This is a genomic window from Hallella faecis (genome assembly GCF_018789675.1).
In the GTDB taxonomy this organism is placed as follows: domain Bacteria; phylum Bacteroidota; class Bacteroidia; order Bacteroidales; family Bacteroidaceae; genus Prevotella; species Prevotella faecis.
The window spans coordinates 1-24,397 of sequence record NZ_JAHKBE010000020.1 but is presented as its reverse complement, the minus strand read 5'-3'; the positions used below and the strand labels follow the sequence as shown (position 1 = coordinate 24,397).

Sequence of the window (24,397 nt, the reverse complement as noted above, 5' to 3'; positions counted from 1 at the left end):
GATAATCTGTTTTTAGAAACCTACATTAAGATTCAATGTCACTGACTTACTTCTCGGAGTCTGCGAGTTATCGTAGGCAATACCCCATGCTCCTGCCGAGTGCTCAGGATCCGTTCCGCTATACTTCGACCAGCAGAGGAGGTTCTGACCTGACACGCTGACCTGCAGACGACGGAGACCGATCTTCTGAAGCATCTTCTTGTTGAAGTTGTAAACCAGCTGCACATAGCTCAAACGTACGAAAGAGGCATCCTCCACATAGCGGTCGCTACCGAGGAAGTTGTAACCCGTATCATACATAGCGCGTGGGATGTAGGTAACATCACCGTTCTTGCGCCAACGATAGTTAACTGCCGAGCTCTGGTTGTAAGCGTCGAACATACGCTCAAGGTTCATCTTGGCGCTGTTAACAACGTCGATACCAGCACGATAGGTGAACGAGGTCTTGAGGCTCCAGTCACCATAGTTGAACTTGAAGCCGAAACCGCCCTGCCACTTCGGGTTAGAGTTACCGAGGTAAACGATATCGAGCGAGTTGATCTGACCGTCGTGGTTCACATCCTCGTAGATGGCGTCACCACCCTGGAACTTATAAGTAGAAGAACCGTCGTTGAAGTTGTACACCTGACGGATGGGCAGACCTGAAGAGTTCATCAACACATGGCCCTCATCGTCGATGGCGATAGGAGCGGTCTTGCCGCTGGCGAGGAACTCGTTGTTGATGTAGTTGCGGAACTGCTCGCCGCTCCAACCATTGCGATCCTTCATGTTCTCAAGATACTCGTAGCTATACTGGTAAACGCCCTTATAGCGCAGACCATAGATAGAACCGAGCGGGTTGCCCACCTGGATGCGGTTCAGGTAAGTGCCACGTGCTGTGGCATCCCAGTCAGAGTTGATGCTCTCCAAGACGCTCTGGTCCATCTCGAGAATCTTATTGAAGTTCTGAGAGATGTTGAAGTTGGCGTCCATAGAGAACTTACCGATGCGCACGAACTTGTTAAGAGCCACATTGAACTCCCATCCCTTGTTCTCCATATCGCCCACGTTGGTGTAAGCGAGGCTTGAGAAACCGGTAGAAGAAGGAATCGACACATTGCTCATCAGCAGGTTGCGAGTCTTCTTGTAGTAGTAGTTGAAGTCACCCTCAACCAGACCATTGAAGAAGCCGAAGTCGGCACCGAGGTTGATCTGTGTGGTGCGCTCCCACTGCAACTTGTTGAGCTGCAAGCCCTCGAGGTAGATAACATTATCAAAGTCGGCCTGACCATATCCATTATTGCTAACTGCGTAACGGGCATACTGCAAGTACTCTGAGCCCGGCTGGTTACCCACGATACCCCAAGAGGGACGGAACGACAGCATAGAGAGCCATGACTTGGCAAACTTCATGAAGGGCTCGTCGGAGATGTTCCAACGACCAGAGAGACCGGGGAAGTAACCCCACTTCTTAGAGTCACCGAACTTGGTTGTACCATCGGCACGCAGAGAGAAGTCGACAGCGTAGCGACCCTTATAAGAAAGGTGACCGCTATAGAGCGCTGACATAGAACGCCACTGACCGTTGCTTGTACCCATTCCACCAGGACGAGTGTTGGTCGTTGACGAGTGGATACCGTTTGGGTTGTTGTAAGAAATCACCGACTGGTTGTTGTTGTTACCCGTGTTGAGCTCACCACGCAGCATCATCGTAGCAAACCAATCCTCGTTCTTGAAGTGCGGAGTGAAGGTCAGTGTGTGCTTTGTGTTGATGCTCAGTGAGTTGAAATCGCTCTCATTGGTACAGTTGTAGCTGCTGTTAATCCAAGCCTGGTCGGAAAGAGACGAAGGAACGACGAGCGATCCAGGCCAGTACTTAGGCGTGCTTGAAGAGTAGATATCCATGTAAACCGAACCGGTGTAACGCAGACGCGTCTTAGAGTCGTCGGTACCGAGGAGGTCGTAGTCGACACGGAACTCAGGAGAGATACGATAGGTCTTCTCATCGCGCCATGCCTGGCGAGCGATGGCAACAGGGTTACCCAAGCCACGGATAGCACGCAGCTCGTAAGAAGAAGTACCAGCCACAGATGAGCCAGCGCCATTGGCACCGCCCGGCAGCATGGTGTAGAACTCGTTGGTGTCGTTACCCTGAGCGTCCTGACGATAGATACTCATGTTCGGGCTCATCTTCTGGGCGCGACCGAGGATGTTATCGTCGTAGTTGCGATGGTTGTCGGTGTAGGTCAACGGGAATGTGACACGGAACGTGATACGGTCGCTCACGAAGTAGTCGAGTGCGAGCTTCGTAGAGAAACGGTCGAGGGTCTGCTCAATGATGGTACCGTTCTGATGGTCGTAACCGGCAGAGATACGGAAGTTGGCCTTCTCACCACCACCCGAGATGGTGAGGTAGTGATACTGGCTGATACCCGTCTGCTGCACAGCGTCCACCCAGTCGGTGTTGTTGTTCCAGTTCTCAAACTCAGCCCATGAGCGGTTGTAGTTGATCTCATTGATATTGGTCGTAGCGGAAGGATTCTGGCTGGGGTTGTAGTACATCTCCTTCAGCATCATGGTGTAGTCGTCACCATTCAGCAGGTTGTAACCCTTTGGCTGCCAAGAGGTCTGCACACGGAGCGAGTAGTCGACGCGTGTGTTACCACGGCTACCACGCTTTGTGTGGATGGAGATAACACCGTTAGCACCACGTGAACCCCAAACGGCAGTAGCGGCAGCATCCTTCAGGATGTCGATGCTCTGGATATCCGACGGGTTGACCGAGAGCAGCGAGGCGTAAGTCTCCTCGTTGGCGTTGGTGAAGTCGAAGTTGGCGTCGGGGTTGTCGAAGATCTGGTCGTCGACAACGATCAGCGGCTCAGCCGAGCCATTGATAGATGTAACACCACGCAGACGCATAGAAGTACCTGATCCCAGGTTACCAGAGTTGGCCACGATATCGAGACCAGCGATCTGACCCTGCAGGGCCTCATCGGCAGATGTGAAGGACAGACCCTCCACCTCATCCATGTTAAAGTTCTGAGTAGCCATAGAGACCTCGTTCTCAGGGATGGACAGACCACCGTTGTTGAACTTTCTCTTAGCCTTGATGACTACCTCCTTGATGACGTTCTGGTCCTCCAGCACGACATCGAAAGTTGTTCTCGACCCGATAGGCAATTTCTGGGTCTTGCAACCTACGTAAGAGATCTGCAGCTTGTTGTTCGTGTTCTTGATTTCCATCGAGAAGTTACCGTTGATATCGGTCACAACTGCAGAGATAATACGCTGGCTGGCATCACGCTCGGTGACGTTTGCTCCCATGATAGGTCCCATGGCATCGCTAACGGTACCCGAGACACGTGTTCCCTGAGCCATGGCGAAGGTAGACACCATGGTAAAGAGCACGAGAAGCAGATATTTTATCTTATTTGTTTTCATAATCTCTTTTGTGTGTTATTTCCTATACATTCTTGCAAGCCTCTTCAGTCCAGCCTTTTGGTGACCGATGAGCTTACGCTTAGCCTTGGCCGAGCTCCACAAGTCGTCGTAACGACCGCTGGCGTGGGTGTTAAGCGCCGTGCTGATCTCGTGGACCACTGCGAATGAAGAAGAAAGAAGCTGTGTGGCGTTGACGGCAGTGTTGTTGAACACATAGTCGCGAGTCATCAGGTTGACCTTGGTGCCGTTGTTGGCACTCACTGTCACAGACTGACCGCTTTCGTCGTGCACCTTGAACTCACCGTTGCTGCCATCCCGCACCGTCAGCTTGGCTGCGATACCGAGCGTATCGGTGTTGGCAGTGTAGTAGGTTCCACCCTCCACATGATTGTCAGCATACACTGAGTTGTCCTGGAAGTGGTAACGGATGAAGTCGCTGATGGTCTCGATCATGGCGTACACCTTGGCCTGAGCCAGCTTGCACGCCTCGGTCTCATCAGGCTCATACTCGCCCGTCGTCGCGTTGAGCCAAGGCTGAGCCACAGCCTTCACGTCGTCCCATGTGGGCAGGCCCTTTTCCTCATGGGCTATCTTAATAGCCTTGTTATCAGGAGCATACACGGTATAGTTGTAACCACTGAAGTAGCTAACGTCCTGATCCAGACCATGGAAACCACCAGCGTCGATGAAGGTGGTGAACTGGCGTATCGGGGCGATCGGCTGCGTGTTAGAGGTCTTGTTGCTGATGCCAGCGAACAGGCCAAGCTGCACACGGTCCTCAGAGCAGAGATTGTAGAACTCAGAGAAGTTGCTTTCGCTTGCCAACGTAGCATACACCGACTTCATAGGCATCTGGATGACGCGGTCGATCGCATACGATGTACCGTTCTTCTGGTTGTAGACCTTTGTGATCTTAGGAGTATACTTCAGGTTCTCGGGGCGCATCTCAGAACCATTGATGTTGATACCATCGATCTGAGCGCCACTGGCCACCACGCAACCCTTCTCACCACCAGACACATAGATGGCACCACCATTCTTTGTCTTGTAATAGTGGTTAGAGCCCAACTTCTCGCCAGCCTTCAGGATGACGGTGTGGGTGTTCAGGATATCGATGAACTGTGAACGATAAGCCGATGACGACAGCTGCACAGAGTCGCGACCGATCGTACCTGTAGAAGGATTATAGTCGAACTGCGAGCAGAACATGTACGGCGACTTGTCGCTACGATAGTAGAAGTGGAGCACGCGCGGTGAGCGACGGAGATACACGGGGTCGACATAGTAGAAGTCGAACGCCTCGTCGGTCGGGATGAAGAACGCGTAGTTGGCATCCATGGCGAGCAAGTAAGCGTAGTAGTTCAAGCCGAGCACCGACTGATCCTGAATACCCCAGTTCATGACGCGCATGTTATCGGTGAGCAGTGCAGGAGCCGAGACAGCCACATAGCGGTTGGGGGCGAACACCTTGTTGGTCATGTAAGCCACACCATTGTTGGCGATCTTCACGTCGTACTTACCATCCTTTGTGCGGTTGAGGTCGTTGAGCGTAATGCCGAGCGGATCCTGCGAGTCGTCCATCACATTGTCGAACTTGCTGGGCACGGTAGCCACGAACTGCGGCTTCATCAGCATAGAGACGAAAGCCTGCACGATGTTCTTAGGAATGGAGTCGATGTTCTCCATGAGGTTGGCGACCGTGTTGGGCTTCTTACCAAACTGGTCGATGAGGAACGATCCTGAGCCACCCGGCAAGAAATACTGCTTCATGGCGCTATCCGTAGGAACGAACATAGCGGCCACATCGCTCAGCGAACTTGTCACGCGGTCGGGATAATACTGGTTCCATCCCGGGTCGAAGGGCAGCAGCTCGTCTGTGCTCAGCGTCTTGTTGTTAGGATCGACCTTCAAGATAAGTCCACCCTGCGAGCGATTGCTGAAGTAACGCTTCTCGAAGATAGAGTCCTTCAAGGCGACACCATTGACAATAGCCCAGTCGTTGTAGGTGTTGGTAAGCGGCGCACTGTAGAACGGAGCGCTGAAGCGGTCGAGCATACGGCTGAAGATGTTGGTCTCACCATTGGTGCGCAACATTTCGGCGAGGTTGCCCGGCGGCACGATCAGGTTCTCCATCTGATGGATGTAACCGTTCTTACAGGTGATGTCAGGGCTGATGATACGGTTACGGAAGATGTAAGCCGTATTGATCGAGTCGTTGTACTCGGTACCAGTCACCACGGCGAAGTCGCTGTTGGCGCCCATCGTTGTGATGTTGTTGGCGGTCAACTGCTCAGCGGTGAAGTGAACCATCATCGGACGGGTAGCGTCCATGACGAGGTCTACACCACTCTTATAGAACTTAGTCCAGTATTCGTTGTTGCGGGGCAACTCCGAAGCACCGTAGAAGTGGGTAATGGTGTCGATGACGTTCACACCCGTCTGGTGCTTCATGGCCACACCGGCGGTAACGCTGGTGTTCTGGTCAGGAACGTTCGACATCATCTCAACGAGGATGGCGTTGTCGAGCATGGAGTTGTAGAGCAACAGTTTCTTCTGTGCTTCAGACAAATCCTCATACTTCTTCACTCCCCAATCGTTATTGGCGAAGAAACGCGCAAAAGCCTCGTCATTGGCAGGGAAAACGGTCTTCGAACCGGTTTTCTCCAACGTCTCGGTGTAACCGAGGTCGTCAATGAGACGCAAGTAATTAGTAAAGGTACCGGTCAGATGCTCGGGGTTGGGATTTTTCAACTCGTCATAGATGCTCTGGCCCAACCAACTCGGGTAGTTCCCGGGGTCGTCGAGGTCATAGTCGTCATGACATGCTGTAAATCCTCCCACCAAAGCTGCTAAACAGAGAGACATTGCTATCTTTCTGGCCAGTTCAGAAAAGCGGTAGTTCATACATTAAAGGTTTTATTGTTATATAACTTTTTGAATATTCCTTAATGAATACGAAATACGAAGGCCTTTTCCGCACAGAAAACCTAAAAAGTTTTAAGAAAACGCTAAAATTTCTACTTTTAGCACAAAAAAGGCTCATCCGACATTTGGAGTGATTTGAAGTGCGCATCACATCTAATAGCTCTGGCCTCAGACGGCTTTCACAACGAATAGTTAATTTAGCCTCAGACGGCGTAACAACGAATTTCTCGAATTTTCGAATTTTTCCAAATTGCGTTAGCTTAATTCGTTCAAATTGGTAATCGTAAAACGATTATATCAATTCGTTAATTCGGGAAATTCGTTGTTACCGCGTCTGAGCGTAAATACTCACGTGTGTTATTTTTCACTCCAAAATGTCGGATGATCCACAAAAAAACGGGTCGCAGCAGGGGGAAATGGGGCATCCTGCCGCAAAACGGCTTACTTGGAATGGAACGAAACCGATGAGCTGGCGGAGAATCGATTCATCCGGCAATTGCAACGACCAAGGACACACGCTAACACTTTCGCGCGACCTACGTAGCTACAAATACCGGATGAACCCACATAAACCCACCCATTTTCGAAGGAGCAACGAAAGCTCCATCGGCTGAGGAGGGTACAATAATAAAAGGTACGCGCGTACCTTATATATAAGCGAGCACTTTTTCGATGCGCTTCAAGCCCTCTTCCAAGGTAGCTCGGGGGCAGGCTAAGTTGATGCGCAGATAGCCATCGCCGTCGCGCTGGCCATAGAGCGTTCCACTGCTAACAAACACCTTGCCGTCATGCAGCAAGCGCTGTGTGGCCTCATCGCTTGTAAGCCCCAACTGGCGAATGTCCAACCAAGCCAAATAGGTGCCCTCCAGTCGGCATACGCTCACCTTGGGCAACCGACAAGCCACAAACTCCTTGAGACACAGATAGTTGTCCCAGACATACTGGCATAGGTCGTCGATCCACTCCTCACTCTCGTTATATGCGGCCTTCAACGCCTCAATGCCAAAGGGGTTTACGTCGCACACCTCAAAGATGTTGATCACTCGGTCTACACGGCGGCGCATCTCCTCATCGGAGCAAATGACATAGGCGTTTTGCAAGCCAGCGATGTTAAACGACTTGGAGGGCGAGCACAACGTAACACTGTTGCGCTGGTTTTGCTCGCAAACGGCGGCAAACGGCACAAACGTGTGTCCGGGCATCACCAGTTCGCAATGGATCTCGTCGCTAATGACGCGCACATGGTTTTCCGCACAAATGGCCCCCATGCGGCGCAGCTCCTCTTGCGTCCACACCCGTCCGGCAGGATTATGAGGGTTGCAAAGCAGGAAAACGGTTACTTTCTCGTCTTGGCACTGGCGCTCAAAGTGGTCCCAATCCACAACATAGCTGTCGCCATCTCGTTTGAGCGCACTTTCGGCAATGCCGCAGCCCTGGTTGCGAATGGACGAAAAGAAGCAGTTGTAAACGGGAGTCATCACAAGCACCTTCTCGCCGGGGAGCGTCAGGGCCTTGATGGCGCAACTGGCGGCGGGCACCACACCCGTGGTGTAGAGAATAGACGAGCGATCGACCGTCCACTGATGGCGTCGCTGCTGCCAAGAGATAATGGCATCGTAATAGCCATCGTCGACCTGGGCATAGCCAAAAACGCCATGGTCCACACGTCGCCTGAGCGCTTCCTGGATAGCGGGCGCTGCTTGAAAATCCATGTCAGCCACCCACAGGGGCAACACCTCGTCATCGGCAAAGTGATCCCACTTGACGGAACCACTGTGCCGACGGTCGATGACCTTCGAAAAGTCGTAGTTTTTCATTATCTTTCCCCTATCTGGCACTCACGCGACTTGGCAAACTCGTTATAGGTTATCTTGCCCACCTTGTCGGCCACGATGCGTCCGCTAATAGGATTCTTCACCTCGGTGATGGCACCGGTAATGACGGCATCGATGCGCTTGCTGTCCTCAAAAACGCGGTCGCAAGCCTCATCAAACGTACAGTCTTCCAACGTAACGCCATCCATATAGCACAGGGGCTGCTCACCCATGATATGGCAGCGCACCAACTTAATGTTCTTGGAATGCCAAGCCAAATACTCGCCGTCAAGCTCTGAGTCGTAAACGGTTACGTTGTTGCACTCCCAGAACGAGTCTTTGGTAGTGATCTTAGCGTTGTGGATCTCCACATTCTCGCAATACTGGAACACGTACATGGCGTCGGAAACAAGTCCATCAACGTAAATATTTTTAGAGAACATAAAAGGATAGGTTCCTTGATGCAGCTCCACATTCTTCAACTTCAGTCCATCAACACGCCAGAAGGTCTCATCAGCATCATTGATCTTTACATTCTCGAGCTCCAGATGCTTCATCTCGCGGAAGAACTTAGGGCCATCGATCACACAGTTGCGCATCACCATGTGGCTGCTATACCAAATGGCCGAGCGACTGCCGGCGGCAAAATAGCAACTGGTGATCAAGCTACGGTCGACGTGCCACCAAGGGTATTTGCCATAAAACTTAGAGTCGCGGCACTCGATATCGTGACAACACTTGATGCCCGACTCACCATCGGTAATCGTTATATTCTCGAGCACCACATCGTGGGCTCCGAAGAGCGGGCGCTCTCCTCCGAACGTACGGTCGTGAATAGAATCCATAATATGAAATCGTTAAATCGTGAATATGCTAATATGACATAACAAAGAGCGTGCCAGACCGAGGCGCAAGCGCTCCTACTCCATCGCCCGCCTCATACGGCGACACTGGGGCTATGTTTCGCAAAGATAACATTTTTAGGCACAAGTTGAAAGGGATGGGCATATAAAAAACCTAAAAAGCCCAGTGGGGAAAATGGTTCCTTAATCCCAAGAACTCCCCAACGGGCGACCGCACCATGCGGCAGGGACAGCGGCGCAATGCGCATGGGGTCGGAAAATATGCAACAAACTATAGTGAAAACTACATGTTTCTTTTCCACCAACAAATGATTTGGCGCAAATATGCGATTCTCACAAAAGATTCGCAACAACCTGACCATTAGGCACTTACAATCCGAACGGCCGTTTTGTCACTTCAAGTTTCACATTTTTCATTGCGAAACATGCCTAATCGAGGGACGAAAGACGCCTAACCGCAACACGAAAGACGCCCGATGGAGACTCGATGGCTTAGCTTTCGCAACTCGATTAGGCATCTTTCCCGAAACCAAGAACGACCGTGGAGGGTTTCATCTCAAAAAAAATTGGTTATCGCGACCTATTTCACCGATAAACGCAACACAACTTTCACACCAAAGATTTGAACAATGGAGCATCATCGGCAACCAGGCAAGTGCATACAGATGCACATGGGTGGCCTACGTCGCAGGCACGTTTTTCGCAAAAGAACACAAAAGGGCTTCATCGTTTGGAAGTTATCCATTTTTTTAATATCTTCGCAAAGTAACCCTGTGCGCTATGAACGGTAGCGCACCAACGCAATCTACTTAGAACCCAAAAGCAAGAATACCATGAAGAAAGGAGTAACCATCGTTCTGCTTCTCGCCCTATGGCCGTTTGCAACCTGCTATGCACAGTTACAGAAGGATGGCGAATGGTTGAACTATAATCTGAACAAGGAGTGGCAGACATACCAATACCGGTCGAAGGACGACCTGTATCTGCTGAGGGAAAAATATTTTAGGGACACGATCACCATAGACGAGATGAAGGCAGCCTTTCGAACCAACAAAGACAAGCCTTTCAACTTCTCGCCCTATAGTGGGCACGATTCCATCTTCAGCTTTCGTGGCAACTTGCTCAACCTGGTGCGCCCCAAGGCGAAAGGCTTGCCCCTGAAGAGATTCTACATGAATCCAAACAAGACGAAGGAGGAAGCCAAGCTGCTTGATGGCGACCTCGTCTTCCTCCGATACCCGCAGCACTACATGGGATATGTGGTCTCACCCCAACCTCTCTTGGAGACCTTCGACAAAGGGCGTATCATGGGGCGCGAAGGCGTCATCATGTGGGGCGAAGCCAGTTTCTTCAGCCAGGCGCAACGGGTGATCGGATATCTCGACGGCACATGGGAGGGCCATCTCAGGGGAGGAACCCTCATGATGGGAATCTTGATGGGCAAGGATGAGCCGCCACAGCCCAACAGGCCAGAGCGAACCTTCTCCGTATTGCTGTATGAAAAACCTGGGGCGCAGAAAGGTTACGACGTCGCCCTGCTGGAGCCCAACGATCCTGATGACGTAACACGGAGGGATTTCCTATGGATGAAACAATTCGTGGAAAAACTGCCACAGGGCACCTTCAGGCCCTATTACACCACCGACTTCCGCATACTGCCTGCACGCTACTACCGCGTAACGGTCAACAAGTGTGGTTGGCTCGTGGAAGACTACATGGTCATCAACAAGAAAAAACGATAGCATGAAGACAATGATGAAAAAAACGATATTGCTCTTGGCCTTCATGGGACTGCACGGCTCCTTCTGCCATGCGCAATGGGACTGGTGTAAGATGGACCTTGAAAACACATGGAGTGAGTATAAATGCATTTCCAATACAGACCTTACCGTGGCAGAATGGAAATTTTTCCGAGATACGGTGACGGTGGACGAAATGAAAGCCGCCTTCCTTGAAAACCACGACAAGCCTGGGTACAAGTCGCCCTACGTGGGCTTCGACTCCATCGAGACACCAGGCGACAAGTCGCTTGTGCTCAAGATATGGCCGGAGGGAACGCAACCAGAGGAGCTCTACAACCGCAAAAACGAGAAGCGTCCGCTCACGGGTGCCGCATTGCTTCTCCACAACCCACAAAACTACATGGGGTTCATCGTCTCACCCTACCCCACCTACGAGGCTTTCCAGAAAGGAAAACTCATCGCCCACTGCGGGACGCCCTATGGTGGGGGAGCCGATTACTTTAGCTATGCGCAGCAAACCATGAAGAAGCACAACGGGGTGTGGAGCGACAGCATCGCAAGCGGAGCCAAACTGATGGGCACAATCTTACAACTGGATGGCACATTCAAGCAGGACAGTCCGGAATGCACCTTCTCCGTGTTGGTCTATGAAAAGCGTGACAAGGATGGCAGGCATTACCCTAAATACGAAGCCGAATTGCTGTTGCCAGAAAAGCCCAATCCTCCTGTAGGGATCTATTTGCTATCATTCAACTGGTTTGTGGAAAAATTTCCTTACCAAACATTCAAGCCTTATTACACCTCTGACGGGCGCATCCTGCTGGGGCGCTATTACCGCGTGACGGTCAACCGGTGCGGCTGGCTCGTGGAAGACTACATGGACATCAACAACAGAAAGCCTTAACAACAGGATGCCTTAACGACCGAGGGCGAAGACGGACCAATGGGACCACAAAAAAATGCTAAAGCGCAACCATCCATCGGGAACGGTTGCGCTTTAGCATTTATAAAACTTTTGGTTGGTGAGGCAGTGCACCGCACCCACTAAGCTGTATGCTTAGAAATCGATGTTCAAGCCCAAACCAAACACGTGGTTGGTGCGGGTGAAGGTGTTCTTGCCATAGAGCAGGCTCTTTCCGTCCTCAGTAACGGGCGTGGTGAGCATGTTCTTGATCTCCTCGGCGGCACCGGCAGCCACCTCGTCGCTCTGGCCAAGCCGCGTAGCCATACCCTTCACGATGGTACCCGTGAGGTTGGCCAAATCGTTGTAGTTGTTAGAGGCTGCGGTGAAGTCGCTATAGTTGGTCTGGAAGTAGGCCACATTGAGCGTCATCTTCTTATTGAGGTGAACGCCGAAGCCAAAGCCGTAGCTATAGCTGTTCACCACAAAGCTGACATCCTCCATGTAGTCGCCAGTCATCTTATAGTTGGTCTTCTGCACACCGGCGCTGACCTCCACCATCTTCGACACGTCGTACTCGGCACCAAAGAGGAACTCATTGGTGTTGCCGCCCAAACTCTTCTGATGGTTCTTATACTGATGAGCGTCCTTGTCGAAATAGTGGTGCCAACCGGCATTGAGGCGAAGCGAGGGGATGACGCTCCAACGGGCACCCAGCGTGAGCAGCGCGGGCGAATCCTCAGGCACATTCTCCTTATCGGCCCAACGGTCGAGAATCTCAAGGTTGCGTGCGCTCTCGCTGTTGGCAGCCTTGTTCTTCAGGCGCATGCGGGTTTTGAACTCATACTTGGCGGCGAAATTGAAGTCGCCCACCTTATAGTCGACACCCAAGATCGGTGCCACACCCCAGCCAGTCTGGTCGCAGTTAAGGCGAACATCCTGTGTGGCATTGCCCAGCGCACCGAGCATGGCGGCCTTCACGGCATACTCCTGAGCCTTGGCCTGAGCGGCCTGGGCTCCTGCCATATCGCCTTTCTGGGCGGCATACTGAGCGGCGGCGGTGTAACGACCCACGGCCTCATAAGCCTGCGACGACTGACCGAGGAAAGTCTCGGAAGCGTTCACATACTCGTTAGAGCCAGCGAAACGAGCCTTGATATTGCTAACGTAGCCATAATAGTTGCTGTTGCCATAGAGCATGCGCAAGCCACCATAGGCCGACCAGTGCTCATTGAACTTATATGCGGCACCAAACGTGAAGCCGAAGTAATACTGGCGACCACGCATGTAGGTGTCCATGTCGTAAGAGTCGACGGCAGGAAGACCCAGCGAGCCCAGGCCCAACTTATTGGTGACGGCGTCGAGGTTCTGCGACAGCAGGGGCAACATGGCCACAGTGCTCTCGAACGAAGGCAAGCCGTTCTTGAAGATACACTTGCCACCGCCGCCCAAAATGCCAAAGCCAAACTGGAAGCTCCAGTTGTCCTTGTTGTAAGCTGCCTGGATGGTGGGAAGGACAGGAGCGTTGGCCTCACCCTTGAAAGTCTTCGTGGTGCTCTCGTTCTTGGCGCCAAAGACAAACGGGGCGAAGATGCCTGTCACAGAACGCGTCTGAGTGGCGTTCTGCAGGTTGAGTGATAAATGGAGTCCTTCGCTGAGAAACGCAACACCGGCGGGGTTAAAATACACACCGTCGATGCCAATGGCGGCATCGCGAGCGGGGTTGCGAAGAAACTGAATGCTCTGGTTGGTGTTGGTAAGAATGCCACCAGCGTGCGCATTCTGAATGGTCAACATTGCCATCGCGGCAATTGCCAATTTTAACTTATTCATCTTAAATTCCTTAAAAATTTTGCGCAAAGTTATTTCAATTGTGCAATATAGAGACTTACGAGGAAGGATTATTAAGATGTATTAACACTTTAGACAAACTTTCCTGCACAAAGAATTTGATTTGTGCAGGAAAACGAACATTATTGGGGGTCTACGTCGAAGAATATTTGCACGGTGGAATAGCTCTTTAGCGAGAGCAGTTGCTGACGTGTTTGTTGCAAGAAGAGGCGCACCTGTCGGAGGTCGACGTCTTGACCAAGTTTGATAACGAGCTTGCGGATGCAGAGTTGCTTCACACGCGCCACTGAGGGTTTGTCGGGGCCCAGCACACGATCGGCCAGCGAACGGCGCAATAGTGCCCCCATCTCGAGGGCCGCCGCCTCTACCACCGCCTCCTGCTTGTGGCGCAAGAAGACATAAACCAAATGGGTGAACGGCGGATAATGGAACAACTCACGCTCAACAAAGAGGTCGTGGTAGAACGTGTCGCAATCGTTGGAAACCACCTGTTGGACCACCGGCAACTGCGGACTGCGGGTCTGAAGGATGACCAGACCACGGTCGCCACGGCGCCCAGCACGCCCACTCACCTGACTCATCATCATGAAAGCATGCTCGTAAGCGCGGAAATCAGGATAGTTGAGCATCGAGTCGGCGTCGAGGATGCCCACCACACTCACCCTGCCGAAGTCGAGGCCCTTCGACACCATCTGCGTACCAATGAGCACATCGGTCTTGCCCATGGAGAAATCGGTGATGAGCCGCTCGTAGGCGTTGCGCGTATGGGTGGTGTCGAGGTCCATGCGTGCCACCCGTGCCTCGGGGAAGATGTCGCGTATCTGGTCCTCAATGTTCTCGGTGCCATAACCACGACCACTGATGTGCGGGTTCTCGCAATTGGGACAGATGGGGGGCACGGCATAGGTGGCGCCACAGTAATGGCACGTCAGGAGGTTGAGACGCTTGTGGAACGTGAGCGACACGTCGCAGTTCTTACACTTGGGCACCCACCCACACACCCGACACTCGAGCATGGGCGCAAAGCCGCGACGGTTCTGGAAGAGGATAACCTGACGACCGGCGGAGAGCGCATCGCGCATGGCTGCCAGAAGCGTGGGCGAGAACGGGCCGCGCATCATCTTGCGATGGCGTAGGTCCTTGACGTCGACCACATGGATCTCGGGCAACTGTACATCACGGAAACGGGTGGTGAGGCGAACCATGCCATACTTCCCCGTGAGAGCATTGTGGTAGCTCTCGGCCGACGGGGTGGCCGTACCCAGAAGCGTCTTGGCCCCACACATGTGCGCCAGGACGATGGCAGCCGAGCGGGCATGGTAGCGTGGGGCTGGGTCTTGCTGCTTATAGGAGTTCTCGTGTTCCTCGTCGACGATGACCAAGCCTAAGCGTTGGAAAGGCAGGAACACGGCACTGCGGGCTCCCAGGATGATGTCGTAAGGATCGGCGGAGAGTTGCTTGCGCCATATCTCCACACGCTCGGCATCGCTATAACGCGAGTGGTAGATGCCCAGGCGGTTGCCAAAGATGCGCTGCAGGCGCTGGGTGATCTGCACCGTAAGGGCTATCTCAGGAAGGAGGTAGAGCACCTGCTTGCCCTCAGCGAGGGCCTGCAGGATGAGATGGATGTAGACCTCGGTCTTGCCACTCGACGTAACGCCGTGAAGCAGCACCACGGGATGTTGCATCCACTGCATGCGTATCTGGTTGTAAGCGTCGCCCTGGGCGGCACTGAGTTGGGCGGCACGCTCAAGATGGGGCTCAAGGGCATGGTTGAGTCGCCCCACCTCGTGCTCAAACGTGGTGAAGATGCCACGCTTGACGAGATTGGAAAAGATAGCCGAGGTGGCGTGGGCGACATTCAACAAAGCCTCGCGAGTGAGCAAGGCCGATGGATCGGCGGCCGCCAACTGGAGGTAGGTCTGGTAAACCTCAAGTTGCTTGGAGGAGCGGCGCAACATCTCAAGCGCCACCTTTTGGCCTTCAGGCGAGGCAAACTGCTTGGCCAAGGCCACGCAGGTCTCCATCTTCGGGCGATACTGCGAGTCGGCCTTCAGTCCTGCGGGAAGAGCCGCGCCATACACATCGCCAAGCGTGCACATATAATAATCAGCTATCCAGCGCCATAAGCGAAGTTGCAAGGGCAGCACCACGGGCGTATCATCCATGAGCGCCAACACGCCCTTCACCTTCTCAGGAGGGAGGTCGGGGGCCTCGTCATGGACACGTGTCACCACTCCCGCATAGGTCTTGCTGGCGCCAAAGGGAACCAATACGCGCATGCCAACCCCACAACGAAGCGCTTGGGCGTCGTCGATGGTATAAGTGAACGTGCCGTCGAGCGGCACAGGAAGGATGACATCTACGTAATGCATGGTTCCGATGATTAAAGGCCCATGGCCCATCAAATGGAAAAGAATATGCTTGATGGGCCTTGGATGCGCAAAGATAATGGAATTATCGCTCAACAACAAGGAAACGCTATGCTTTTGAACATTTATTAACCACAAATAGAACTTTCGATACTAACCCCAATGCCCATGACCGACCGAAACAAAAGCATACGAGAAAAAAAACACTCGCCCTACACCATAAACGAAAAAGCCTCCTTCCACAGCAGGAAGGAGGCGATAGGGACGGCCGGTTACCAGATGCGGAGACCAGTCGTTATGAGTTGGCTGCTTGGATTAGAAGAAATAAGCCAAGCCAACCTGCCAAGAGTTGTTGCGGCTTCGTGACTGGGTGCCAGCCACCTGACCCAAAGCGTCGGAAGCTGCCTTGACCAATGTGACGTCGGCGGTCTTGCCACAAGCAATGTTGTAGTTGGCGGTGAGCTGCAGGTGTGTGAGCAGAGAGACACCCATACCTACGTTGACACTGAAGTTTGACTTCTTCAACGAATAGTTGCTGGTGTCCTTCCAGTTGAAATCGGTCTCACCGACATTGAAGCCTACCTGAGGACCGGCGAAGAGGAACACGCTGGCAACGCTGCCAAGACCCACGCCATAACGCAGGTTGATGGGGATAGCCAATTGCTGCTGCTTGATGGTCTTGGTCTCGTTCAACTCATTGTCTACCTTGGCTGAACGGAAGTCGTAAAGCAACGAACCGTCGATGGCAAGACCTGTGAGCGGCAAAGAAACCTTCACGGTCGGACCAATGAAGAAACCTGTGCGGTTAGAGGCGTCGAACACCTCGCTCGAAAGCGACATATCGGTCACGTTAAGGCCTCCCTTGAGACCAAACTTCACCTGGGCGCTCAGCGGAAGAGCCATGAGCGCAGACAGCACGAGGGTTGCGAAAATCTTTTTCATAAATCGGATTATTGATGATTATTGGTTGTAACGATGGGTGATAAGCATCAATGGCGCTGACGGCGCACGGTGACGCGGGCGGCACTGGACGTTGACGGCGATGAAGAACGACGGGTGCGCTTCACTGTGGTCTGCGTGGTGCGGCGGTTCTTGCTCTTGTTCTTAACAGCCTTCAGTTGCTTCTTGTCGAGTTTGGCAATGGAATCGACCGAGTCCTTGCGGGCCTTGTCGCCCCACACGTTTTGCTCAAAGCGCTCAATCTCTTTCTCTATACGACTCTGCTCACGCGACAACTTGGCTGTGTCGCCTCCAGCCACTTGCGCCAGTGTCTTGCCGAGCATGTTGGTGGTCTTGTAAATCTTACCACGATAGGCATTGGTGGTGAAGTAGTCGTCGAGCGACATGGTGGCGGCGTTGTTCAGGTTGCTCGTCATGATGGTCTGCTTGGAGAGGAACGGCGCCAAGTCGTCGTACTTCACCCAAAAGAGCGGGTACTTGGTAACGCCATCGCCAAAGTCATCCTCGCGGTACATCACAGGGCAGATAGCTTGCACCTTGGTGTGGAAGGTGGCCGACACCTGGTCGAAGTAAGCGCTCTCCTTGATGAAATAGCCCTTGACCTCGGCAGAGGGAATATCGCTATCGTCAATATGAACGCCGCGATCGCCACGCTCGTAGAAGATGTGGTAATCGTCGAGGAACTTCAAAGGCTGGATGCGTAGGCTCTCATCGAACCGCTCATTGCCGCTGTTCACATCGTAGCTGTAGGCGGCTATTCCACCATGGCGCGGACCAGCCATGATGAGCTTGAAGAGGTAGGTGAACAGGTTCATCTGGGTGCCCACAGGCTCTGTGGGGTAATAAAGTCCGGCATTGGCGTCGTCGTTGAGGTCAAGTTCACGATAAACGTCGCGTCGCCACACCACATCCTCCGCCATCTTGGCCTCCGTGGGGAAGGATATCTGGGCACGAGTGGTCATTTTGTTGGCATTAGACTTCTTGGCGGCCTGTGCCTGTTGCTGCTGCCGACGCGCTTCGGGCTGCGCCTGGGCGGCCATGCAGAAGCATCCTATCATGATGATGAATATCAGTCTTCTCATGGTTTGTATGGTCTGATTTGAATGTTCGTATGATATGGGTTATGGGTTCGAAAGAAGCAGGCGTTTACTTAACCTTCACCTCCATGGCACCAGGCAGTGAACGGGTGATGCCGTCGGGACCTTTGGCCTTGATTTCGGTGATGTAGAAACGCTTGTTGCGGCTCAGGCGGCGGAACTGCTCTCGCATGCGGTCAGTGAAGTTATTGCCCTGCGAGGCCATCTGAACGGCGTTGCCCATGTTGTCGTAGAAAACAACCGAGAAGCCAAGCACGTGGAACTGGATGTCGAGAATGCCGTCGTCCATGGCGGCGCTCAGGTGTGAGGAGCCTATCAGACTGGCCTTCGAAAGGTTGCCGCCCTTGAAACGGTCGGTGCCCAAAGCGATGTAAGGCGTAGGATCGGGCAACTTACGAACCTTGAACGTGAACGCAGGGAACGTGCGAACCTTACCGCCATCACGGGCGGTGATGTGGAACGTAACATCGTGACCCACAGCCGTGGGAATGGCAACATACTTACCAGCTCCCTTCGACACCAGGCGACCACCGGTCATGGTCATAGAGACGGAGTTCTGGGGGACGCCAGGAACACTAACGCTCATCGGGTTATCGTAGCCCGCATAGAGCACGTTCATCAGGTCGGCAGCCACCGTGGCACCACCGGGAACGGGGATAACGTTGTACTTCTGCAGGAAGTTGCGGCGAAGGATGTCGCCAGCGGCGTTGCGCATCAGGATGTAACCACTAAACTGGTGCTCGCCTACACCGCCCGCGGTGAACGAGTATTGGCCATTGGGAGAGTTGACCCGGCTGCCGTTGACATAAATCTCAGGATGTTGGGTGGAGTCGATGGCGGCCATGACGATGTTGGCCATAAAGCGCTCACCCGGATAGAGCGTCGTTTTCTCGGGAACGACAAACGCTTCCAACTTGTTGACGCGAATATCCTTCAAGTCGACATTCGACACCAAGGTGTGGAGCACGTCGCCCTCGGCGTAGCGCACATCATTCTGCAACTTAGACAGAAGGGTGACAGCTGCCGCCACAGGCATATTCTCGAACATATATTCCTGCCAGTTCTTGCCCAATGTGTTGGGGCGCTTCGGAACGGCAGTTGACAGGTTGCTTGAGATGATCTTACGTTGCTGAGGATCGGCGATATAGGTAAGGATGCGCTCACGGTAAGAGTTGATGGCATCGTACAACTTCTGACCCTTACCTGTGATGGGAGCCAGCATAACGGTGCCCGCAGCATCGAGATTGTCGGTGTTCTCTATATGGAGCACGTCGCCCTTGGGACCATCGGCCTCCTTGACGATAGCCACCTTCAACTCCTGCGCGAAGTTGTAAAGCGAGTCGCTCATGCGTTTAACCTCAGTGGCCTTCTCAAACCAAGCGCGCACCTTCTCTGGGTTGGCCGCCATCTGGTCTTTGAAATCGCCATAGATGGCCTCGTTCTCAGAAGAGGTATTGGCTGTGGTGCGGTTCAAGCTCTCCTCCACGATGGAAAAGCCGTTGAGCACCTCGGTTGAGATGTTCAAAGCAAGCATGGCCATCAAGACGATATACATCAAGTTAATCATCTTCTGGCGGGGAGTGACCGGTCTTTTCTTTATTGCCATGTTTTATTGTTTTAATAGGAATCAGCCTGCAAGGCATCGCTACCGTTGGTAGCAGAGCTTAGAGCTGGCTGGACGGTGACGAGACTGAGGAAGGGGCTCCTGCAACAGATGCTCCCGGGGCGGCAGCGCGCATGTTAACCGTCATGGCCTCAATCATACGAGCATAGATCTGGTTGAGCTGCTCGATCTGCTGAGCCATGCGGCGTGTCTGGTCGTTAATCTGGTCGATGGTGCCAATCTGCTGGCTGGCGCCCTTAAGCTGCATCTCATAGACTCTGCTAATGCCAGTAAGCGTACGGTTGAGATTCTCCATTTCCTCGCTGTCGCGGGTGAGACGGGCACTCTGCTCGTTGACCTTCTTCAAGGTCTCGACAAGCTCCTTCAACTCATCCACATAGCTACTCTGAGCCTCATTGAGTTTCTCTGCATCCTCGGCCGACATCTGCGGCACGTAGTTGGGAGTGCCAACAACAGTAGCGCCTGCCACTCCTGCCGCGGCAGCCTGGACTGCTTGCAATTGCTCCTCGTCCAAGGGTTGGCCTGCGACCGACGCTGATGCGGCCTGTGACGACTGGCCAGCGGATCCGCCCGCAAAGATAACGGTGGAACCACCTTGGGCACTCGCCACAGCGGCTCCGTCCATGCGAGATTGCTCCTCCGCCAACTCCTCAGCGGCCTGCTGCTCGCCACGGCTATAGGTGACCTTGCCACTGGCAAGATACTCTTCCGTCATATGGGTGGGCAGATCACGGCCGTCGGCTGTCTTGTCGAACGGACGGTCGAAGGCAGAGATGAAGAACACAAACACCTCAGTGCCCATACCGATGAACAGCATGATATTGGCAAGGGGAAGGTGCGTCAACTTAAAAAGGGCTCCAAGGATAACGACAGAGGCACCCCAGCTATAGGCGTAGTTGAGAAAGGTTTGACCATCAACGGTATCAATCCACTTCTGCAAACGATACACCAGATTGTATTTACTATGATTAGCCATAATGATTATCTCTTTTTCTGTTTTCCTGTTGTTGAATTAGCCAACGAGCGTACACAACGGAAACCGATGTAGCTACGGGGTTGGTTCTGATATTCCCAAGTGCGCCATGCACTGCGGATGTAACTCTCTGGATCTTTCCATGATCCGCCACGCACACTCTTCTTCTTCAACTTGTAAGGGTCTTCCTTGGCAGCCTTATACTCCAACTGCGGGTTGAGGTCGTTCATGGCGTCCACGCCAGCCTCGGTATAGACGGTGCTGGTCCATTCGGCCACGTTGCCCGCCATGTCGTAAAGGCCATTGGAATTGGCCGAGTAAGCCCCAACCTTACTTGTGATGAGGTTGCCATCCTTGGTATAGTTGCCACGGTCGGGCTTGAAGTTGGCGTAGAAGCAACCATTGCCATTGGCCACGTCGGTGTTCTCCCAAGGGAACTCCGTCTGCTCTCGACCGCGTGCGGCATACTCCCACTCGGCCTCGGTCGGCAAGCGATAACGCTGGATGTAACGCGCCTCAGGACCGAGTCCCTTCAACAGGTAATCGGTACGCCAGGCGCAGAAAGCATTGGCCTGCTCCCACGTAACACCCACAACAGGATAGTCGTTGTAGGCTGGGTTGGAGAAGTAATTGCGAAGGTAGGTCTCGTTTTCTGAATTCTTGAAATCGTTGACCCAACATGTGGTATCAGGATAAATGTTGACGATGTAAGTGTTGAGGAAGTCCCATGGTCCCGACAAGGGTCGATTGATGGTTTCACGCACAATGCGTCCCTCGTCGTCCACATAAGCGGTGTCCTTACTGATCATGACCGTCTCGTTGGGATCGACCACCACATCAGTGTTGAGGTTGCGCTGCTCTGGGTTCATGCGATTACGGCGCAAAGCAGCGGTTACATAGTCGTACACCTCGTACTTATAGTTCATTTGGCTCCAATCGAGCAGTTTCTCGCCCGTCACAGGATTGGTGACATAGAGGCTCTCGATGGCACGCAACTCGTCCTCACTGGGCTTACGCGGCAAGCGTTTGTTCCAGTTGAGATGAGGAGTGACAGGGTCGCCATTCTTGTCTTCCGTAATCATGTAACTCTCGTCGCCACCATATGAAGGATCGGCCAAACGGGTGCGGAGGATGCTGTCGCGAACCCACATGACAAACTGCTTGTATTGTGAATTGGTGACCTCCGTCTCGTCCATCCAGAAACCATCCACAGAGATGTCCTTACGAGGCGTTGACTTTCCCCACAGACTATCCTGCTTGTCCAGTCCCATCTTCAGGAAGCCACGATTGATGCGCGTCATGCCATAAGGCGTGGGCTCGGTAAAGGCCTTTCCAGCAACGCCGACCACCTCACCACCTCGTCCAGACGTCGAAGCCGTCTTGGCACTGAAACAGCCTGTCAGCGCGAACACTCCCGCCAACAAGCTCAATGCGATAATGATATGTTTTCTCATCTTGACTTATTGTTCCTTCTTCAATGATTAATGTCCACCAGAGAACCATCCTCCCATGCTCTGTTGCATCTTACAGAATACGGATGCTCTTGTGCAGGTTGCGGCCTTTCTTTGTCAGGTTAATGTCGTGCTGATAACCTACGAACAACTCATGACTTCCATTGCCCGGATTGATGGCCGACGTATAGAACTCGTAACTATAGCCCAAGACTATGCCATGAAAACTACCGCCAACCAATAGGGTAACTGAATTGGACGGACTGTAACTCAGTCCTCCATACATCATTTTCTGATCGTAATGATAGACCAGACGCCCTGTCACATCGGCCCGTAAGGCCTTTGTGTCCGTTCTGACAAACACTGATGGCTTTATTGTTAAAAACGGATTCCTTAACCGAATATTGTATCCACCCGTCAAATAATACGTGCGATCAATCTGAAATTCGTTGGTCTCACCAAGTGTGACAAGGGGAGCCGTGAGATGTTGGGCTGATAAGCCAGCGTACCAATCCTTATTTATATAATAAAGACCGAAGCCCAAATCGAGCGCATTGCCCGACACTTCCGACGTGGTAAAAGCCGGGTCGCTCGAGTCCTCAACGTCAATCTTACTTCCATCAAACGATTCATTAAGGAAACCAGCCTGCACACCCATGCTCATCTGCCCGCCCAACAACTTAAACTTTAGAGCGTACTGAAGCGCCAACTTCTGATGTGTAAACAATCCGAGCTTATCGTTCATAAACACCAAACCGGCACCATGATAGGTTTTCATCGCATAGAAAGGCATGTCTGCCGAAGCATAAGCCGTTTGCGGGTTATGCTCAAAACCGACCATATCGAGGGCATAAGCAGCCGTAACATTGAGTTTCGGTTGCTTACCCGCAGCACCTGGGTTAAACGACGTCTCCATATCAAAATAATGACTGAAAGACGGATCGTATTGCGCCTTCAGCTGAACAGCGCCAAAGGTCAGTGCGATGATGACTATAAAAAAGCGTTTAAACACAATCAGATAACGCAAAAGTGAATCGTTTATTGTACGATAAAGCCGTTCTTCCCAAAAGAGGAACGGCTTTATCGCTAAATCGTATGAATCAGAGGAAACATGAGATTAGCATGATTCGCAAAGCGAAACCATCAGCCAACATCAATATTCATCCTCGTTCCAAAGGAAATCGTCCTTTGTAGGATAATCGGGCCAAATATCTTCGATACTCTCATAAACATCACCCTCGTCCTCAATCTCCTGCAGATTCTCCAGCACCTCAGCAGGGGCGCCTGAACGCGTGGCATAGTCAATGAGTTCTTCTTTTGTAGCAGGCCAGGGAGCATCTTCAAGCTTCGAGGCCAAGTCGAGTGTCCAATACATGTTCTAAAAGTTTTTACGTCATTCTTAATTTATGAACGCAAAAATAAGCAATTTTTGCTGAAAACCAAATAATTCGATGTGAATTTTCATAATATCACGGATAATGAATTACTTTTTAAGGAAACGCAACTTAAATACAGGCAAATTGACACAAAACACGCCCCAAAAGCAAGCCAACTCAACAAATGATTAGATATAAGGCAAGCCCTCTCAATAGTCCAATGAGCAAAACGATCAGCGATAATTGCAGCGATAGGAACGCTTAAACATCTTATGGTCAAAAAACACAACGCCCGCATCGTAAAGGTCAAACGAAACACAAGTACGATCATCAGCAAGTAACGCTTTCCAGCCCTCATAACATTGACGATTGCTACGCAGCCCCACAACTACCAGCATCCCATCATCAGCCATGTGGTTTAGCAATCTATCCCAATCAGTGAACTGGGCTGAGACAAGGCAAAAACGATTAGCATCACCAAGCTCATGTTCGCATTTCACCTGATGATAACCAGCCTGCAAAACGACCTCAATTGTCTCAGAAAGCAAATCACAGGCCACATAGCATCGCTCAGAACAAATATATGCAGAAAGACGAGCGAGCAAAGAATACAAGCGCAAAGGATATTGCTCTAATGCTAAACCATCTTTAGATATAAAGTCATCAAGCAAGAAAGCGTCCTTACCATCAGCAACATTCCTAACAAAATTATAGGCAAAAGGCGACTGAACGCCAAAACCATAAGTTCTTGGCTTCCTAAGGATACGACAAATAGATCGTTTGATGCTTGAAAACAGTTTCATAAGTAAGAACTAAGTGAGGTAGAGATAGCCCTGACAAGGGCCTATTAACAATTAAGTAAGAGAAGCGTGAATCCCAACGAAAAGGTGAAGGAGCCACCACGAGAATCCTGTATCGATAATAGTCACTACACCTTGAAACAAGCATAAGGCCAAATACCACACAAAGAGAAAAGAGCCCTACGTCCTACAACAAGCAAAAAGCCCGAAGACTCGTTAGAATCCTCG

16 protein-coding genes are annotated in these 24,397 nt (G+C 52.1%); 2 read left to right on the top strand and 14 right to left on the bottom strand.

All coding sequences use genetic code 11. The features are described from left to right. Nucleotides 1-12: 12 nt before the first annotated feature. From KM934_RS06405 to KM934_RS06390, 4 genes are all read right to left on the bottom strand, one after another. Nucleotides 13-3,420 (bottom strand): SusC/RagA family TonB-linked outer membrane protein, encoded by a 3,408-nt coding sequence (locus tag KM934_RS06405; RefSeq protein ID WP_215759796.1) that lies wholly within the window; start codon nucleotides 3,418-3,420, stop codon nucleotides 13-15. A 15-nt stretch (nucleotides 3,421-3,435) separates the two neighbouring features. After that, nucleotides 3,436-6,324, bottom strand: coding sequence for a fasciclin domain-containing protein (locus tag KM934_RS06400; protein ID WP_215759795.1), 2,889 nt, complete (start codon nucleotides 6,322-6,324; stop codon nucleotides 3,436-3,438). Between the two features lie 668 nt (nucleotides 6,325-6,992). Beyond that, nucleotides 6,993-8,162 carry a MalY/PatB family protein gene (locus tag KM934_RS06395; RefSeq protein WP_215759794.1) on the bottom strand — a complete coding sequence of 390 codons (1,170 nt, stop codon included), beginning with the start codon at nucleotides 8,160-8,162 and terminating at the stop codon, nucleotides 6,993-6,995. After that, the gene (locus KM934_RS06390; RefSeq protein WP_215759793.1) at nucleotides 8,162-9,004 is read right to left on the bottom strand and encodes a DUF3737 family protein; all 843 of its coding nucleotides are present in this window, start codon (nucleotides 9,002-9,004) and stop codon (nucleotides 8,162-8,164) included. Before KM934_RS06390 ends, KM934_RS06395 begins: the two co-directional genes overlap by 1 nt. Before the next feature lie 851 nt (nucleotides 9,005-9,855). On the opposite strand from KM934_RS06390, the gene KM934_RS06385 reads away from it, so the two are divergent. Both KM934_RS06385 and KM934_RS06380 read left to right on the top strand, forming a co-directional pair. Beyond that, nucleotides 9,856-10,764, top strand: a complete 909-nt coding sequence (locus KM934_RS06385) for a DUF5030 domain-containing protein (RefSeq protein ID WP_215759792.1) — start codon at nucleotides 9,856-9,858, stop codon at nucleotides 10,762-10,764. Between the two features lies 1 nt (nucleotide 10,765). Continuing rightward, nucleotides 10,766-11,668: a DUF5030 domain-containing protein gene (locus tag KM934_RS06380; protein ID WP_215759791.1), complete on the top strand. Its 903-nt coding sequence runs from the start codon at nucleotides 10,766-10,768 to the stop codon at nucleotides 11,666-11,668. Between the two features lie 153 nt (nucleotides 11,669-11,821). Here KM934_RS06380 and KM934_RS06375 read toward each other — a convergent pair whose 3' ends face one another. The 10 genes from KM934_RS06375 to KM934_RS06330 all read right to left on the bottom strand — a co-directional run bounded on the left by KM934_RS06375 (nucleotide 11,822) and on the right by KM934_RS06330 (nucleotide 24,172). Then, entirely contained in the window at nucleotides 11,822-13,498 is a 1,677-nt protein-coding gene (locus tag KM934_RS06375) for an OmpP1/FadL family transporter (RefSeq protein ID WP_252344919.1), read from the bottom strand. 140 nt (nucleotides 13,499-13,638) lie between these two features. After that, complete coding sequence (gene priA, locus KM934_RS06370) at nucleotides 13,639-15,891, bottom strand: replication restart helicase PriA (protein WP_215759790.1); 2,253 nt, start codon at nucleotides 15,889-15,891, stop codon at nucleotides 13,639-13,641. 312 nt (nucleotides 15,892-16,203) lie between these two features. After that, on the bottom strand, nucleotides 16,204-16,830 hold the full coding sequence (locus tag KM934_RS06365; protein ID WP_215759789.1) for a porin family protein: 627 nt from the start codon (nucleotides 16,828-16,830) through the stop codon (nucleotides 16,204-16,206). Between the two features lie 47 nt (nucleotides 16,831-16,877). Further along, nucleotides 16,878-17,930: a type IX secretion system ring subunit PorN/GldN gene (gene porN, locus KM934_RS06360; RefSeq protein WP_215759788.1), complete on the bottom strand. Its 1,053-nt coding sequence runs from the start codon at nucleotides 17,928-17,930 to the stop codon at nucleotides 16,878-16,880. 64 nt (nucleotides 17,931-17,994) lie between these two features. Further along, a complete protein-coding gene (porM, locus tag KM934_RS06355; RefSeq protein ID WP_215759787.1) occupies nucleotides 17,995-19,551 on the bottom strand; it encodes a type IX secretion system motor protein PorM/GldM in 1,557 nt (518 codons plus the stop codon). 58 nt (nucleotides 19,552-19,609) lie between these two features. After that, nucleotides 19,610-20,545, bottom strand: a complete 936-nt coding sequence (gene porL / locus KM934_RS06350; protein WP_215759786.1) for a type IX secretion system motor protein PorL/GldL — start codon at nucleotides 20,543-20,545, stop codon at nucleotides 19,610-19,612. Nucleotides 20,546-20,550: 5 nt separating this feature from the next. Further along, nucleotides 20,551-21,996: a T9SS ring complex lipoprotein PorK/GldK gene (porK, locus tag KM934_RS06345; protein ID WP_215759785.1), complete on the bottom strand. Its 1,446-nt coding sequence runs from the start codon at nucleotides 21,994-21,996 to the stop codon at nucleotides 20,551-20,553. 70 nt (nucleotides 21,997-22,066) lie between these two features. Then, entirely contained in the window at nucleotides 22,067-23,020 is a 954-nt protein-coding gene (locus KM934_RS06340) for a PorP/SprF family type IX secretion system membrane protein (protein WP_215759784.1), read from the bottom strand. Nucleotides 23,021-23,146: 126 nt separating this feature from the next. After that, the gene (locus KM934_RS06335; protein WP_215759783.1) at nucleotides 23,147-23,368 is read right to left on the bottom strand and encodes a DUF2795 domain-containing protein; all 222 of its coding nucleotides are present in this window, start codon (nucleotides 23,366-23,368) and stop codon (nucleotides 23,147-23,149) included. A 234-nt stretch (nucleotides 23,369-23,602) separates the two neighbouring features. Further along, entirely contained in the window at nucleotides 23,603-24,172 is a 570-nt protein-coding gene (locus KM934_RS06330; protein WP_215759782.1) for a hypothetical protein, read from the bottom strand. Nucleotides 24,173-24,397 lie beyond the last annotated feature (225 nt).

Coding starts and splice junctions, on each gene's coding strand:
- KM934_RS06405 (WP_215759796.1), bottom strand. CDS start 3,420: ATGAAAACAAATAAGATAAAATATCTGCTTCTCGTGCTCTTTACCATG.
- KM934_RS06400 (WP_215759795.1), bottom strand. CDS start 6,324: ATGAACTACCGCTTTTCTGAACTGGCCAGAAAGATAGCAATGTCTCTC.
- KM934_RS06395 (WP_215759794.1), bottom strand. CDS start 8,162: ATGAAAAACTACGACTTTTCGAAGGTCATCGACCGTCGGCACAGTGGT.
- KM934_RS06390 (WP_215759793.1), bottom strand. CDS start 9,004: ATGGATTCTATTCACGACCGTACGTTCGGAGGAGAGCGCCCGCTCTTC.
- KM934_RS06385 (WP_215759792.1), top strand. CDS start 9,856: ATGAAGAAAGGAGTAACCATCGTTCTGCTTCTCGCCCTATGGCCGTTT.
- KM934_RS06380 (WP_215759791.1), top strand. CDS start 10,766: ATGAAGACAATGATGAAAAAAACGATATTGCTCTTGGCCTTCATGGGA.
- KM934_RS06375 (WP_252344919.1), bottom strand. CDS start 13,498: ATGAATAAGTTAAAATTGGCAATTGCCGCGATGGCAATGTTGACCATT.
- priA (WP_215759790.1), bottom strand. CDS start 15,891: ATGCATTACGTAGATGTCATCCTTCCTGTGCCGCTCGACGGCACGTTC.
- KM934_RS06365 (WP_215759789.1), bottom strand. CDS start 16,830: ATGAAAAAGATTTTCGCAACCCTCGTGCTGTCTGCGCTCATGGCTCTT.
- porN (WP_215759788.1), bottom strand. CDS start 17,930: ATGAGAAGACTGATATTCATCATCATGATAGGATGCTTCTGCATGGCC.
- porM (WP_215759787.1), bottom strand. CDS start 19,551: ATGGCAATAAAGAAAAGACCGGTCACTCCCCGCCAGAAGATGATTAAC.
- porL (WP_215759786.1), bottom strand. CDS start 20,545: ATGGCTAATCATAGTAAATACAATCTGGTGTATCGTTTGCAGAAGTGG.
- porK (WP_215759785.1), bottom strand. CDS start 21,996: ATGAGAAAACATATCATTATCGCATTGAGCTTGTTGGCGGGAGTGTTC.
- KM934_RS06335 (WP_215759783.1), bottom strand. CDS start 23,368: ATGTATTGGACACTCGACTTGGCCTCGAAGCTTGAAGATGCTCCCTGG.
- KM934_RS06330 (WP_215759782.1), bottom strand. CDS start 24,172: ATGAAACTGTTTTCAAGCATCAAACGATCTATTTGTCGTATCCTTAGG.